The organism is Streptomyces sp. NPDC001668 (genome assembly GCF_042893155.1).
Taxonomy (GTDB): domain Bacteria; phylum Actinomycetota; class Actinomycetes; order Streptomycetales; family Streptomycetaceae; genus Streptomyces.
In genome coordinates this window covers 47,999-62,253 of record NZ_JBIAUQ010000016.1, presented here as the reverse complement: position 1 = coordinate 62,253, position 14,255 = coordinate 47,999, and the positions used below count along the sequence as shown (strand labels likewise).

The window sequence follows — 14,255 nt, the reverse complement described above, 5'->3', positions numbered from 1 at the left end:
CCATGTCCAAGGTTCTCCTTGTCGTCGGTCACCCCGACCTGTCCCAGTCGAAGGCCAACAAGGCGCTGGTGGACGCCGTCCGCGACCTGGCCCACGTCACCGTGCACGACCTCTACGCCACCTACCCCGACTTCCAGATCGACGCCGCCGCCGAGCAGGCACTGCTGGCCGACCACGATGTGATCGTCTTCCAGCACCCTGTGTTCTGGTACAACACCACCCCTCTGTTCAAGCAGTGGCAGGACAAGGTCTTCACCCTCGGCTGGGCCTTCACCATGGACGGCTCCGCCTCGCGGCTGGCCGGCAAGAAGGCCGTCGTCGCCGTCACCGCCGGCGTCCCCGCCGACCACTACACCCCCGAAGGCTCGAACCAGGCCACCATCGAAACCCTCCTCAGCAACTGGCACGCCACCCTGCGGCTGTGCCAGTTCGACATCCAGCCGATGGTCAAGCTGTACGGCACCGCCTTCGGCCTCTCTGACCAGGACCTGAACACCGCCGCCAAGCAGTACAACGAACTGCTCGCCTCCTTCGCCGCCTGACCGCACTCTCTCACTCCTCGCCTCGGCCGCAGCGGTGGCTGTCATCATCATGGGATGGCAGACGGGCTCCACCCCGAGATCATCTTGAGGTTCCACGGGCTGTGTCTGGTGAAGCCGGTCAGCGATGAGGACTGGTACATGGGCAGTCTGAACGAGGATGGCAGTGTCCACTGCTGAAGCGCTACCGCGACCTGTACGAGGCGTTGCGCGGTCTGTAGTTCCGTCGGCCTTGCTCCAGGCCGACACAGCGAGACCCGTCTCAGCTTCCGTCTCATTCAGCGCCGTTCAATTCGGAGGCCTCCTCCCGCAGCTGTCGGACGACGGCTCGGCGTCCGGGGCTGACCTCGATGAGGCCGTCATTCTTGAGTCGAGTGAAGGCGCGGTGAGCGGTGCCGACCAAGACTCCAGGGGCCTGGGCGATGTCGCCCCCAGCACCTTGATGGTCCGGCCGCCTCACACTGGCCGCACAGGGCCTCTGCTCCGTCCTCGGTGACGGCCTGGCGGTCAGAGGTGGCCAAGCTCGGTCATGTTGTACGCACGACCGTCGTTGGAGTGCTCCACGAAGAGTTCGAGACGGTCGAGGTTGAGACGGGCGTAGGTGAGTGGGTCACGTCCGGCGTGGACCCGGACCTGGAAGCCGGCCCCCTTGGGGCGGATGCTGCCGCGCTGACGTCGCTTGTTCTTGGTGTTCGCCATGGTTCTACGACAAACAGCGCGCCTACCTCTGAGAGGTAAACGCGCTGGTCAGGCATGGTGCCCCCCGGCAGGATTCGAACCTGCGACACCCGCTTTAGGAGTGGGATTGGATCCTTGCCGGGGGATGCCTGGCGCTGCCACGCAGTGCTGTTCGTCCGCTCACGCATCGCTCACGCGCTGCAGGCTACTAAGCAGCGCGTGGTCAGACCTGGCCGAGGTCGATCTCCACCGGGAAGGGGGCCGCTACCTTGAGGACGCCGGTGAACACGTCGCCGTCCCGGTAGGTCTTCGTCGCGGGGTCGAGAACGTAGGTGTACACCAGAGGAACGCCTGTCACGGCCTGCTCGATCCGCCAGTAGAAGCCGATGCCTGCCTTGGCGTACTGGTCGACCTTCACGATCCGGTCGGTGGTCTCCGAGCCCGGCGACACCACCTCCACGACCAGCAGCACGTGCTCAGGGCGGGTGGGGGTGATGTCGATCGTGTCCGCGCGGTACACGACGACGTCCGGGCGGCGATTGGTGAGCGGGACGTCCTGAAGCCTGACGTCGAAGTCCGTGTCGGCGTTCCACTCCGGGCCCGCGCCGGCATCCAGGGCGTTCGCCAGAATCCGAGCGAGCCGGTTGTGCCGCTTGGACGCGCTCGGACTCACGACGACCATCCCGTCCACGATCTCGATGCCGGCGCACTGCTCCTCGGACCAGGACTCGTATTCCTCCGCCGTGATCTGCTCATGCATCCACGCCGGGGCCATCATCTCGGCCGTCATGAAGCACCTCCCGGACACTGTGCTGCGGGGCCTGATCCCGCTGGATTCAGCGTACTGTCTGCCGTCCGTCCGGCACGCTGATCTCGCTCACGCCCCTCCCCGTCGACCGGCATCCGCGTAGTAGCCGAGACCGCTGCATGGGCGCTCATCGATCTGGTACGCACCCCTGGCGTGCGCCCAGCGCATCAAGTGGACCCTCCGCGCACTCTGCCCTGGTTTCCCTGACAACTGCTTATCTGGAACAGCTGATTCGCACGGATCAGAAACAGATCAAGTGGTGCGGAGAAGGAGAGGAGGGCCCTTTGACGCCGCAGTCTCCATCCCAGGGCCTGGAGGGGTGGCCCGCTCGCAGCTTCCTCGGTGGTCTGTCGGAACCCGTCCGCACCAAGCTGCTCGGGGTCGGTACCCGCTGCCGTTACGTACCCGAAGAGATCCTGATCCGTGAGGGTGACCTCTCCAACCATGTGGTGCTCTTGCGCTCCGGATTCGTCAAGGTCACCGCTCGTCTGGACAACGGCCACGAGGCGTTGCTCGCCATCCGCGTCGGAGGGGACATAGTCGGCGAGATGGCCGCCATGGACGACGGTGCGCCGAGGTCGGCCACGGTCACCGCCTGCGGAGAGATCGTCGCCAGCATCGTCCGCGAGTCCGACCTCCGGTCCTTCCTCGAATCCCACCCCGAGGCGGCGCGCGCGGTCAACCGGATCGTCGTGCAGCGGCTGCGCTGGTCGAACCAACGGCGACTGCCCCTGGTGCGGGGGCCATCCCGAGATGCCTCTGGGTGTCCGGCTGAGTGTGGCCAACGGCGCCCTGCTCCGCTGGAAGCCGCGCGCCTGCAAGGACTGCACGCAGAAGGAAGCTGCCCGCGTGCACGGCCTTCACGTTCGGACGTGCGCCCGCTGTACGCCGATGGTGCAGTGCCCGGACGCCCGCGCCCTGCACGTCCTGTCCACCCGAGTTCCCGCTTCGGACCGGGGTGAGCCCGGCGGGATGAGGCCCGCCGCGGCGCCCACCCCCGAGGGCCTGCGGCGGGTCACTCGAAGAACTTCTGCGGCTGGACGCCGAGAGCGTCGGCAAGCAGCAGCAGATCGTCGAGGCTCGGAACACGTTGCCCGTACTCCCAGCGCTGGATGGTCCGGTGGTCCCGGCCGACGCGGTTGCCGAGCTGTAACTGGGTGAGGCCGGCGTGGTGGCGGGCGGCTCGGATGCGTGCCCCGACCTGCTGTCGGCGGGGGGTGAGCCAGTCGGGGAGTGGGTCAAGGGGCACCCGCCCACGTTGGAGTGATCATGGTCTCGACTCAGTCAAGGCGTCCCGCCCCGGAGGTGAAAACCTCCGGGGCGGTCTACGTTGGTACGTACAGAGGCCCTCGCCGACAGTCTCGGCGAGGGCCTCGTCCTGTCGGGCAATCCTCCCCAGGTGCCGCGACAGGTCCGCGAGAGGCGCGTCTCAGACGTTCGTGGGGGAGGCACGCCTGCCCCTCTCGTGCGCGCAACTCTACGTGTCTATTGAACGTTGTCCAGTCACCCGTGCGGGTGAGGCCGGTTCATGATCGCGCGGGGATGTGGCATTCATGTGGCATTGGATCATGAAGCGGGGCCCCCGTTCGAATAGAACGAGGAGCCCGTACCCACTCTGACCTGCTACGCAAGCTGTGCTCCCGGCAGGATTCGAACCTGCGACACCCGCTTTAGGAGTCTTCCTTGGGCGGGGCTGTGACCTGCGGAAACGTCGACTGTGTGGCTCCTAGCCTGGGAAAACACCCCTCCGTAGTTCTCACGTGTTCGCGGGGTTTCCCGGCCTCATGTGTGCTGAATCCGTACCGCAGGCCAGCCCATCTACGTTTACTGCTGTCACCGTCGCCACAGCACTTTGGCTCTGCGCTCACTTCCGTATCCCAGGCCGTGCCGGTAGATCTCAGCCACCCAGTAGCGACCGTCGTTGCCTCGAGCGAAAACCCCAGAGTCCACGAGGAAGTCCGCCTCCTGCACTGAGATTCCGACCTCCTCCAGATCGAAAGGCACCGTCACTGGCTGACGTACCTGCTGTAGTCGGCTCAACAACTCGCCGACTTCCTGGTTCTCTTGCTGAATGGAGTCGATCTTGTTCGTACTGCATGCGAGTAGTGCCTTGCGCATAGCTCCGGGCACCAATACGCGGTCCTCCCACGCCGTCTGAGGAATCGACAACTGCGCCGCCTCGGACAGAAACACGACGACGTCCCTGGCCTGCACCTGGTCATTGAAGTCTCCGAGAGCTGCAGGCACCCACAGGTGTGAACGTGCTTCCTTGGACTTTTCCGTCCCCATCTTCCAGCCCCAGACTGGAATGAGGGTCTCCACCAGCTCGTCGTAGGACAGTTCGGTGATCTGGGATTCGGCCAAGGGCGTAGGCAGCGCGCCGGCGTGAGCGGTGACCCACAGCGCGAGCCGCAGTGCCTCTTCCTTGTCCCAGCGCAGTGCATAGGGCTCGTACCGGGCCAGCAGCTGCCCGCTGTTTTGGCGCACTGCCCGTGTCACTAGATCCTGACGGACGAAGACCACCAGCCCAAGAGGGCGCCCCCGCAGCGAGCGCAGCCAGGCGAGCACGTCGATCAGCAGCACGCGCAGTGCCGTTCGCTTGGACTCGTTGTCGAGCGACTGCAGCAGGTCCTCGAGCCCGTCGATGACGAACACTGCCCGCGCTCGTTTGCCGAGCTCGGTCAGAGCGGCTTCCGCGCCGCTACTGTCCGGCGGATGTACACCTGCCGCAATGGCCAGGCACTCCAGCCACAAATGCCGCCATTGGAGTTCGTCTTGCGCATCAAGCGTCGTGAGTCCTCTTTTCAGCCGGTCCTTGATTTCTTGAGAGGTGGCAGCCCGGCCCGACTCCCCGCCGTGCCCAGTTACAAACGCGTCCCGCAAGTCCTGAGTCGTGAGGTCGTCATACTCCAGGTTGTCCGATTCGAGCACCGGAACCACGGGCACGCCCAGTTGAACGTCGTTGATGCCGGACTGCTCGGCAAACTTGTCCCAAGACTGGGCTGCACATGCCTTCGCGTACATGAAGGTTTTGCCGGCGCCTTTGGCGCCGACCACGAGCGCCTGGGGCGGCTCTGTGCGGTGGTCTCCCAGCAGCCTGCGTAGCGGATCGGTCACCAGGAAGCCGCTGGCCGACGACATGCCTTCTCGCTCGGCGTAGACGTACCGCTGAGCCGTTTCCGCTAGTCGGCGGCGAAGCGTGGTGAGGCCGACGGTGTCCAAGAGCTCCTTTGAACCGGACGCAGTCGGAGAGTCCAAAGTGGGCATGATCGGCTCTAGAACTTCGGCAACTTTGCAACTCTCTAGTACTCGCATCACGGCGTCCCAGGAGGAGGGGAGAGCGAGTAGCTCTTCTCGAAACGGGCTGAGCAGAGGCTGAGAAAGGAGGTCAGTGTCTACTTCGCCGGTGTCGTGAGTATCTGTATCTGGCTCATCGTTGGGGCGTCTGAGTGATGCGAACAGGGCACTGCCAAGTTCACTACGTGCACGTTCCGCTTGGTCCTCGTGTACGTCCTGCCGATACTGAGTGATGATCACAGAGCTTGCCGGGTCGACACCCTGCACCGTCGGCGCCCGGTGTCCCAGCTGCCGCAGTAGCCTCTCGGTTCCCGCCAGCGACTGATGGCTCAAGGTGGTGACGAAAACACGCTGGACACGGGGGTCGAGTAGTACAGGGGCGGACAACTCGGTTGCTCCTGCACGCAGGTCCACGACGATGGTGTCTGCACCGACGCGGGCGGCGAGTGCCACGAGTGCTTCGGTCAGGAAGTATGGGGAGCGGCCCGGCGTCAGTAGATCTTCTGGGTCGATCCGGGGTGGGCCCAGCAGTGGCCTGCGACTGGCAGGGACCACGGTCACGCGCCCCCCGCTGGTGTACCGTCCGACCTGCTGATTTGGCAGATACGCTGCGGCGATGTCTACGGCCGTCGACCAGCTGCCGTCCTCGCCTCCTTGCAAGAGAGCGAGCAGGTCCTCGTAACAGAAGTCGAGCTGACCCCCTTGGGCTCGGTGCATCCATGTGATTCCGGGAGCCTCAAGGTCGGCGTCGATCAGCAGAACGCTGCCGCCGCGCTGGGCCACGGCGTCAGCCATGGCGACCGCGTGAACCGTACGCCCCACTCCGCCCTTGAAGGAATGGAACGCCACCAGTTGTACGTCGTCGGCGAAGGACTCAGTGACGGGCCGTTCCAGTGGGTCCGCCAGCTGCGGAGTGATGTGCTTCTCGCGTAGCAGCGGGACACGGCGCGGCTGGATCACGTTCTCCGGTTCGGCACTGAGCGTGACGGGCAGGCCAGCAAACTCCGTAGACCGCGGATCGTCGAGCCCCAGCATGAGAGTGCCGTCGCGCCATTCGGTCGAACCCGCTCCGAATGCCTCGTCCAACCATTGCTTCACTTCTTCGGTATCCGTACCGGAGACAACAGTGAACTCGAGGCCGTCCCACCACCCATCCGCCGCTCGCAGCCAACGAGGCCACCGGCCCGCTGCCGCTAGGAGAGCAAGGTGGTCTTCCACGTCCACCCATGTGAACAGATGCTCGGGGGGAGCCAGCCCCTCCAGATCAGTTAGTTCGGCCACGGCCTTGTACTCCTACCCCTAGTCCTGCTCGCACCAGCTGATCAGAGCGCGAAGCGCTTCCTGGGCTTCCTTCTCGTCCGCTGAGTCAAGCTTTGCACCATAGCGCCATGCCTGATGTAGATCGGCCAGCGCGACGGAGCCACGCGTGGGCGGGTGCATTCTGCAACTCTGAAGTCGGTCGAGGCGCGCGCCCATTGCCCGAGGCAATCGCAGTTCCTTGGCGAGTTTGCGAAGGTCATGGGTGGGCTCCAAGGCCGTAGAGTCGCGGTGCCCGTGCCGCACGAGCAGCCGCTCCTTGAGCCCGCACTCGGCGGCGTAAAACAGGAGGAGACAGACCGTGGCCACGTCTCCGAGCGCGCTGTTCGAGTCAACTGACTCTGCTGAGTCGCGCAGCTGATCTCGTCTCCTCTGGAGCGCTTTGACCCCCACCTGAAGCACCATGGCGCCATCCTTTCACCACAGCGCGTAGGTTCCCCCGGACAGAGGCAAGGCGGCAGCTGGGTGCTCGGTGAACGTGCTGCTGGATGCCCGTGCTTGGATCTCGAAGAGTTAGCGGTCTGACCATGGAGCCCGAGTCTCGGGCTGGTGGTCGCGTTACAGTGCGGCGCGGCTTTTCGGTTAGATGCACAACCCTGCGGGGTGGTGCCAAGGCGTGAGCCCCGTGTCGGTGCTCGTGAGCCTGTTCCGCAGACCGGGTCAGACCCACGAGCTGCGCCAGTGGAAGAGCCGAGTAACGCTTGCGTGCAACTTGGACTAATCGCGCAGTAGACGCATACCCAGTACGGAACCGTCCGGATGTATGGAGACGGGACCGTTCCAGCGTGGGGCCCAGACGTTGCGTGGCCATGTGGTCCGGCGAGCGTAGATTTCCCGGCGGTACTGTTCCACCCGTCCTTCCTCAAGGTGGCGGAAGAGATCTTCCGCGACTCCGGAGAACGCCTCGACTCGCTTCCGGTTGAGCCGGAAGACGTGGTCGGTGCCGACGAAGTCGATGCCGAAGAGCCGATGCCGTGCGTCCTGGACGCTGTCCGTGGCCGCATCGGTCAAGCCTGCGAAGTGTCGTTGCCCTTGCCGTTTCGTCAGGTACGGGACGGTCGCACTTGTGTCTCCAGCGAAGGCCGTAAGGCCGGCTGCGGCTGTGCGGGCAAGCACGTGTTGAAACCACCCGTACAGTTCGGGACTCACGTGATAGCCGGGTTCGGGCTCCGCGGGCTTGTCGTTTTGCGAGGGTGGCTGGATGCCGGGATACACGTTCTCGTCTTCCAACGCGTGATCAAGAACGCGCTCCGGAGCGTCCAGCCAACCTCCCTCTCCACCCGCCTCCAGGGTGTGAACCGCCAGCGGGCCGTCGAGTGGGAGTTCTGTGCTGAACACCAGACACGGTGTCTCGTCCCACGCCCCGATGTGCACTGCCTCCACGTGGGCGGAAGCCGAGGCAAGCTGAGTGTGAGAGGCGGAGAGCCCGCTGTGGTTGCCCTTACAAGCGATCGGGAAGACGCGAGAGGGCTCGCCGGGCCTCCATACCTCGGCGAAGAACTGCGGTCGGTATCGGTAACCCGTCTTTGGACCGGAGTCCCTGCTGGTCAAGGCCCGCCCTGCGCGCAGAGCTGTGTCAGCCGGCACGATCGAGACGAAGTGGTTCGGATAGCGCCTGCTCAGGAGCCGTGTAGCGAGAGCCAGCGCGAATCCGGTGCCGAGTTCTCCCGACTGAAGTGCCTTGTAGTACTCCGCGGTCTCCTTGCCCTCGGTGGAGAGCGCCATGAAGGAAGTCTGAGTTCCCGGTGAGAGCCTGGTTGTACTTCAGGCAGCCCCAGTGTTCGGCGAGGCCGCGTCCCGCTCCGCGTCGTGCCAAGGTGATTGCCCGTCCAAAGGAGTGCAGTACATCCCAGGGCGTGAGTTGTGCGAGTCGGCCAAGATCCTGTGCGGGTATGGGGTCCAGCCCAGGCTTCCGGCGAAGCCGGTCGAGCTCCTTCTCCTCTCTCTGCTTGTCGTCGTCCGCCGCCGCGATGCTCACGTCCCCGGCCAGTTCCCTGTTCGAGTGGACCGCGACGTTGGACGGCTCCGCTAGGTCCCTCAGCACTTCTGCCGTGATCTTCAATCTGCTCCCCTCGTGATCCGATGTGCCTGGATTGAGCGCTTGTGGCCCGGCGGCCACGCCGCAGATTTCTTGCGTGGCGGCCTACGTGTCCGCTCCGAGATGGCTGGCCGCGAGGTCGTTGAGGGTGCCGTTCACGACGTACCAGGACACGGTGAGCGTGTCGCGGTCGGGAGAGTGTGCCTCGCGGAACTCACGCCGTGGGTGGACGAAATTGCGGTACTCGCGAAGTGTCTGGCTGTATCGCTCCATGTCGATGTCGATCCAGCCCGCCTGGTGGCAGATGTCGATGAGGGCCTTGAGGCCGATGAAATTGGGGTCCTTGTTGCTCAGCAGGGAGGCGTTGCGCTCCTCGATCACCGTAAGCAAGACACCTTCGAGGAGGCTGCCCAGCATGATGATGGCCGCGATGTGAGCACCGTTGCCGAAGCAGGTGCGGGCTTCGTCAAGTCGGCGCTGGAGCAGTGCGGCCATCCGTGGTTCACGGATGATCTCTGCCATGGTGGCCTTGAGCTCGACCGGTGCCTGCTGGCCCGGGTGTGCCAGAGCCGGGTCACAGACAACGATCCGGGGTCGGCCGCCTGGATTCTCCAGACGGAAGCCCTCGTGGACAAGGAAGGTGTTGACCGCGTTGACGACGGTCGCGAGGACACCGGGTTCGTCGAGGTACTCGCGTGCGTCTGCGAGTCTGACCAGTACTTTCTCCAGCTCGGTCGGGCTGTCACGACGAGCAGTGAGGAGCTGGAGAGTCCACTCGCCCCGGTACTCGCCGTCGTACTCGGGCACATTGAGCCACCCGGCGTTCTCCAGGAACTGGGCGATCTCGAAGCCTCTGCGGTAGTAGAGGTGGTCGTCACCGCAGATGACGCGGGCCAGCTCCTTCAAGGTGTTGCCGTCGAGCGGGCCCAGAACGGCTTCTTGCGTCATGCGGCGTCGTCCTCTGCGGTGTTGTCGTCGATTCGGTCGTCGATCTGTTCATCCCCCGTGTCCTCGTCGTCGGTGAGCCCGTCGTCCGAGGAGAGGTCGAGCGGCTTCCACTCGGCTTGAGAGCCGGCTGCCTTGGCGGCTGAAGCGGAGCGCGGGTAGCTGGCGGGGCGGATCTCCTGGCGGTCGAGTTCCTCCCACAGGCCGTCGAGCGCCGCGTCGGGATCGAAGCGGAATTCGCTCTCTCGTACCCGCCAGAACTCCCAGCCCACGCGCTTCAGTTCGCGGTCCCGCCGCTGGTCGTTCTCGATCTGCTGCCGCGTGGCGTGGTGGAAGGCGTCGCCATCGCACTCCACGGCGAGACGGCCGCGTGCTCCCACGACCGCCAAGTCAATGCGCTTGCTGCCGGCCGGAAACTGCGGGATCACGTGGTAGCCCCGCTTCTTGATCTCCAGATACACCTGCTGCTCGAAGAGCGAGTCGAAGGGAGCCCTACGGACGTCCGGCAGTACCGGTCCGATGTCGTCGGCGGCTTCCAGCGCGGCGGGCGGGTTCTCCATGTATGTCAGGAGGTTGAGCCGCAGGTCGTGCGGCTTGAGACGGTCCGGCGGGACCGAATAGAAGAGCCACATCTGATCCTGGGCCCTGCTGGCGGCGACGTTGTACGCCTGCTGCTCGCTCTTGTTCCCGCCCGCTGCCCGCGGCGGGTTCGTCACGACCATGGACAGCAGGATCACGTGACGCTCGTCGCCCTGGAACGAGGCCGCGTTACCGACACGGATCCGGTGGCGCTCGCGCACGGTGGCCGGCAGCCGTTCGATGAGGGACTCCAAGAGCTTGATCTGCCCGAAGCCCTGGAGCACGATCACGCCCATGGTCTTGTCCTGGTAGGCAGGGTCCTCGGCCAGGCGGGCCAGGCAGTCGATGATCGCCTCGGCCTCCTTGGGGTTGTGGACACGGCTTTCGCGGCCCGCGACCACGGCGCCCTCGACGAAGTGGGTACGCAGCGGGTCCAGCCGTTCGGCGCCGTACTGCCGCAGGGGCAGGAGCTTGTTGTTGTAGAACGTGTTGGAGGACCAGTTGATGATCTCCGGCACACAGCGGAAGTGCTCTTCGAGGCGGATCACCTTTGGGAAGAAGGTGGACAGCAACTGGTACAGGTTTGTGTGCGGCGTGTAGAGCTCGCGCAGTCGGCTGGGCATGTCCGGCAGATGGGCGGCCAGCTTGTCCCGGATAGCTTGGTGACGGCCGTTGCGGGTGAGGGCGGGCGCACACTGTTTGTCGTCACCGACGACGATCACACGGGGAGCCAGCCACAGGAGGAAGAGCGCGTCCATGCCCGCCTGACTGGCCTCGTCCACGATGACGACGTCGAAGGCATCCCGCCTCGCCTGCACCATCTCGGCGACCTGGGGGATGGGCATGACCCACGCGGGCACCGCGTCCTGTGCCACGGACATCGCATCGCGTGCCGCGGCTCTGAAGAAGCCGGTGTTCTTCCCCTTGCCCTTACCGAGGGACGCCATGTGGGTCCGGTACGCCTGGAGCGCCGAGCGCTGTTCCTGCGTCATCCGCTCCAAGCAGTGCAACCGACCCCAGGCCGCGGCGAGTTCGCCGGTCACCTGCTCCAGCCGGTCTTCGTGCTCGCTCAGTTCGCCTTCAAGCTTGCGCTCCAGCCCGGGTGTGCGCTGCCTGTCCAGGAACTGTGAAGCCTTCGCCCACGCCCACGCCCGCTCCAGGGAGCCCAGCCGTTCCTCCCAGTCGGGATCATCGGCGTTGTCGAGGAGGCGGCCCGCGAGCAGGGAGTGGCTGGCGCGCAGGGCGCCCAGCAGTTCGTCGCACCGACGCGTACGGTGCTCCCGCCGGTGTGCGGCCACCAGTGCCTCCAGGGCCTCGGCATAAGCCTCCACGTCCTCGTCGCGGAGAGCCTGGACCAGGGCCACGGACTCCGTGGTCAGCTGCGTGCCGCTCACGGGGGTGCGAAGGAGTTCGTCCCATGCGGCCAACTCCGCAACGGCCTCGTCGGCGGCGCGTCGGCCACGGAGCGCGGCGACACCGGCATTGAAGTCCTGCCACGCCTGGCGGGAGGCGATCGTCAGCCGCACCCCGTGACGCACGAGAAGCGCGTCGATGCGGTCCCGGGCCAAGCCGAAGGCCTCTATGTGCTCAAGGCGGTCGGCGCGTGAGGTCAGTTCGGCCAGCCGTACCTCCACGTCCCCCGGCGGGACAGCGGCGTTTACCTGCTGCCAACGCGTGGCCGCGCCGGCGATCGCGGAGTGCGCCCGGAGGTGGGCCAGCACGGCGTCCAGGTCCTCAGTCGTTTGGGGCGTATGGCCGTCGACAGTGCAGCAGTCCAGCAACTCCTGTGCGTTCTTCTGCACTTTGCCCGGGAACCGGGACCGCAAGGTCTTGCCTGCAGCCAGGTGATCCCGGAGAGCGACACCGATGGTTGTCAGCTGGCCTGCCTTCAGGGCGGTCAGGTCCTCGGGCATGGTCACCAGACGCAGACCCAGCGCATCCACGTCCCCTGCGGCCATGCGGATGTCGCTGGTGACGGCTGCCACCCGCTGCCACAGTGCGAGGTCGGATCGGCAGAGCCGGTCCGTCAGCGCTCGAGTGATCCAGGAGCCGGGATCCCAGCGTGTGGCGTCGGCAGGCATTCCGAGGTGATGAAGGGCTGTCTCGGAGGCATCGAGCAGCGAAGCCAGTTGGGAGGTCACGGACACGTCGAGATGGGCGAGTACGTTCCGGATCTCGACGGCCTCTGCCGACAGACCCTCATCGCTGAGGCGGCTGGCCGCGAATACGTCCGCGGCTTGCCGGGGCGAAGGAAGATCGCCAGGCACGGGAAGCGCGCCGCCGGCCCGCGGTTCACCCGCGCCGTCACGCAGCAGGACGAGCAATTCGTGGGCCTGTTCGGAGGCCAGCGGCGGGACGTCCTCGGCGGTGTCGGGCAGACGGCCAATCCATCCGAACTCTTCGGTACCGGCTTGGACCCGCTCCACGATCTCGGCGAGCGTTCCTGCGTATCCCGGTGCCACGCTCCGATGCCGGTACTCGGCCTCCCGGAGCGAGATCACCTGCTCCGTGAGCGTCTCGATCCGTCCCCTTGCCTCGTCCCGCTCCCCGGTGAGGCGGCGGATCTCAGCACGTAGTTCGGCGGGGTCACTGGCGGCCACCTGGTCGGTGAGCGCGTTGATGGTGCGCTCCAGTTCGCCCTCGCTTTCGCCGTTGTGGCGAGTGGAGCTGAGGAGCAGCACGCACAAGTCCCTTACGGGTTGCGGAAGCTTGTCCCGCAACACGGTGAGCGGCTGGTCGCGAGCGCTGGTGACGAGTACCCGCTGGCCCTGTGCGAGCAGTGCCGAGACAAGGTTGGCGATGGTGTGGGTCTTGCCCGTCCCCGGCGGCCCCTGGACCACCACACCGGTGTCGTGCTCCAGGCGCCCCAGCACGCTGCGCTGTTGAGCGTTCGTCTTGCCCGGGAACAGGGGATCGTCACCGAAGAGCGGCGCCCTCTGGATCCCGTCCCAGGTGGAACGATCGGCGGTCTCGATGTTCATGGCCATCTGGGCCAGGCCGAGCGGTGCCTGGCCCTCCGAGGCCACCGTCTCGGCGATCTGGTCGTAGAACCGCAGCAGCGAGTTGAGGTTGCGTGGGCGCATGACCAGGGCTGGCGCGTAGGTGAGACGCGCCCCCAGTTCAGGTGCGCGGGGTGGCTCCCACGCTGCACTGAAGCCCATGGGCCGAGTGGTCGCCCGCTCCTGCCACTGCGCGAGCTGCTCCAGCGCCTCGGGCCCCAGCGGGTCCATCCCGCGAGCCGTGATCTCCTCCGAGAGAGCGGCCCCGCGCTCGCGTACCCAACCATCATCACTGTCCAGGAAATCCTGGTCTTCGAGACGCAGGGCGCTCTCCGGCGACAGTTGCACCGTAAGCCGCGCCGTGCGGCGATCCACGGCTGTCTCTACCCGATGGGTGAACAAATGGCGGTGCACTACGTCACCGTCCGGGGTGACCCAGGTCAAAAGCCCTATGCCCAGGACGAGTTCCGTCTGGTCGTCCTCCCGGGCTAGCTTCTGGTGCCACGCATACAACCGGTCGTAGAGCTCGCGGAGCGGTCGTTCCGCGCGCTCCCGCGCCGCCCACCGGCGCCAGCGATCCAGCCACGTTCCATAGGCCCGCAGCACGTCACCGGCCTCTTCACGGCGCAGGGTGCCTTCCTCTGATGGCGGCTCTTTGTCGTCCGCAACGCGCACCAGTTCGCCTCCCGGCCCTTCCTCCGCAAGAGGCGGATCGCCTCCGTCGGGGTCCAGGCAACTCGTCGGCTCGACCCAGCCGTCGAGTGAGTCGGGCAGGTCGGGTGGCGCACTCTGCAGCACGTGGTCGAGCGTAAGAAGCAGGCCGTCAGGGCGGGGTGCCGGCCTGCGGACGGGCTCCGGCAGCCTTGCCAGCCACAGACGTTCACGGTTGCGATCGTCACGCTGCCGCTGGTGGCTGCTGTGGACCATGTCGCGTAGGAAGTTGACCAGTCCTGCTGTTTGCCCGATGACATCGGGGTCACTCGCATGGCGCCGCGGATTGTTCACCGTTCTCCTCTCGGCCGCTGACGAACGTTTCAGGATGAGGGTCGGTTGAG

10 protein-coding genes and 1 tRNA gene are annotated in these 14,255 nt (G+C 65.8%); 2 read left to right on the top strand and 9 right to left on the bottom strand.

Features of this window, described 5'->3' with window-relative positions:
• The first annotated feature begins 2 nt into the window (after positions 1–2).
• Positions 3–542, top strand: coding sequence for an NAD(P)H-dependent oxidoreductase (locus ACFYZ8_RS35995; protein ID WP_388539389.1), 540 nt, complete (start codon positions 3–5; stop codon positions 540–542).
• A gap of 504 nt (positions 543–1,046) precedes the next feature.
• Here ACFYZ8_RS35995 and ACFYZ8_RS35990 read toward each other — a convergent pair.
• Together ACFYZ8_RS35990 and ACFYZ8_RS35985 are read right to left on the bottom strand one after the other, a co-directional pair.
• Complete coding sequence (locus ACFYZ8_RS35990; RefSeq protein WP_388539392.1) at positions 1,047–1,238, bottom strand: hypothetical protein; 192 nt, start codon at positions 1,236–1,238, stop codon at positions 1,047–1,049.
• 202 nt (positions 1,239–1,440) lie between these two features.
• Positions 1,441–2,007, bottom strand: a complete 567-nt coding sequence (locus tag ACFYZ8_RS35985) for a Uma2 family endonuclease (RefSeq protein WP_388539393.1) — start codon at positions 2,005–2,007, stop codon at positions 1,441–1,443.
• A gap of 302 nt (positions 2,008–2,309) precedes the next feature.
• Here ACFYZ8_RS35985 and ACFYZ8_RS35980 point away from each other — a divergent pair, with 302 nt between their 5' ends.
• Positions 2,310–2,987, top strand: a complete 678-nt coding sequence (locus ACFYZ8_RS35980) for a Crp/Fnr family transcriptional regulator (RefSeq protein ID WP_388539396.1) — start codon at positions 2,310–2,312, stop codon at positions 2,985–2,987.
• Positions 2,988–3,040: 53 nt separating this feature from the next.
• Here ACFYZ8_RS35980 and ACFYZ8_RS35975 read toward each other — a convergent pair whose 3' ends face one another.
• The 7 genes from ACFYZ8_RS35975 to ACFYZ8_RS35945 form a co-directional block, all read right to left on the bottom strand.
• Positions 3,041–3,274 carry a helix-turn-helix domain-containing protein gene (locus tag ACFYZ8_RS35975; protein WP_388539398.1) on the bottom strand — a complete coding sequence of 78 codons (234 nt, stop codon included), beginning with the start codon at positions 3,272–3,274 and terminating at the stop codon, positions 3,041–3,043.
• 386 nt (positions 3,275–3,660) lie between these two features.
• Positions 3,661–3,735, bottom strand: a tRNA-OTHER gene (locus tag ACFYZ8_RS35970).
• 123 nt (positions 3,736–3,858) lie between these two features.
• On the bottom strand, positions 3,859–6,603 hold the full coding sequence (locus ACFYZ8_RS35965; protein ID WP_388539401.1) for a KGGVGR-motif variant AAA ATPase: 2,745 nt from the start codon (positions 6,601–6,603) through the stop codon (positions 3,859–3,861).
• A gap of 18 nt (positions 6,604–6,621) precedes the next feature.
• The gene (locus tag ACFYZ8_RS35960) at positions 6,622–7,044 is read right to left on the bottom strand and encodes a hypothetical protein (protein ID WP_388539403.1); all 423 of its coding nucleotides are present in this window, start codon (positions 7,042–7,044) and stop codon (positions 6,622–6,624) included.
• A 312-nt stretch (positions 7,045–7,356) separates the two neighbouring features.
• The gene (locus tag ACFYZ8_RS35955) at positions 7,357–8,364 is read right to left on the bottom strand and encodes a hypothetical protein (RefSeq protein ID WP_388539406.1); all 1,008 of its coding nucleotides are present in this window, start codon (positions 8,362–8,364) and stop codon (positions 7,357–7,359) included.
• A 418-nt stretch (positions 8,365–8,782) separates the two neighbouring features.
• Positions 8,783–9,625, bottom strand: coding sequence for a hypothetical protein (locus ACFYZ8_RS35950; RefSeq protein WP_388539408.1), 843 nt, complete (start codon positions 9,623–9,625; stop codon positions 8,783–8,785).
• On the bottom strand, positions 9,622–14,205 hold the full coding sequence (locus tag ACFYZ8_RS35945; protein ID WP_388539411.1) for an AAA domain-containing protein: 4,584 nt from the start codon (positions 14,203–14,205) through the stop codon (positions 9,622–9,624). The genes ACFYZ8_RS35950 and ACFYZ8_RS35945 overlap by 4 nt, the downstream gene beginning before the upstream one ends.
• Positions 14,206–14,255: the final 50 nt, after the last annotated feature.

Excerpts from the sequence above, each read along its gene's own strand:
- ACFYZ8_RS35960 (WP_388539403.1), bottom strand. The coding sequence starts at position 7,044 with ATGGTGCTTCAGGTGGGGGTCAAAGCGCTCCAGAGGAGACGAGATCAG.
- ACFYZ8_RS35990 (WP_388539392.1), bottom strand. The coding sequence starts at position 1,238 with ATGGCGAACACCAAGAACAAGCGACGTCAGCGCGGCAGCATCCGCCCC.
- ACFYZ8_RS35955 (WP_388539406.1), bottom strand. The coding sequence starts at position 8,364 with ATGGCGCTCTCCACCGAGGGCAAGGAGACCGCGGAGTACTACAAGGCA.
- ACFYZ8_RS35995 (WP_388539389.1), top strand. The coding sequence starts at position 3 with ATGTCCAAGGTTCTCCTTGTCGTCGGTCACCCCGACCTGTCCCAGTCG.
- ACFYZ8_RS35985 (WP_388539393.1), bottom strand. The coding sequence starts at position 2,007 with ATGACGGCCGAGATGATGGCCCCGGCGTGGATGCATGAGCAGATCACG.
- ACFYZ8_RS35950 (WP_388539408.1), bottom strand. The coding sequence starts at position 9,625 with ATGACGCAAGAAGCCGTTCTGGGCCCGCTCGACGGCAACACCTTGAAG.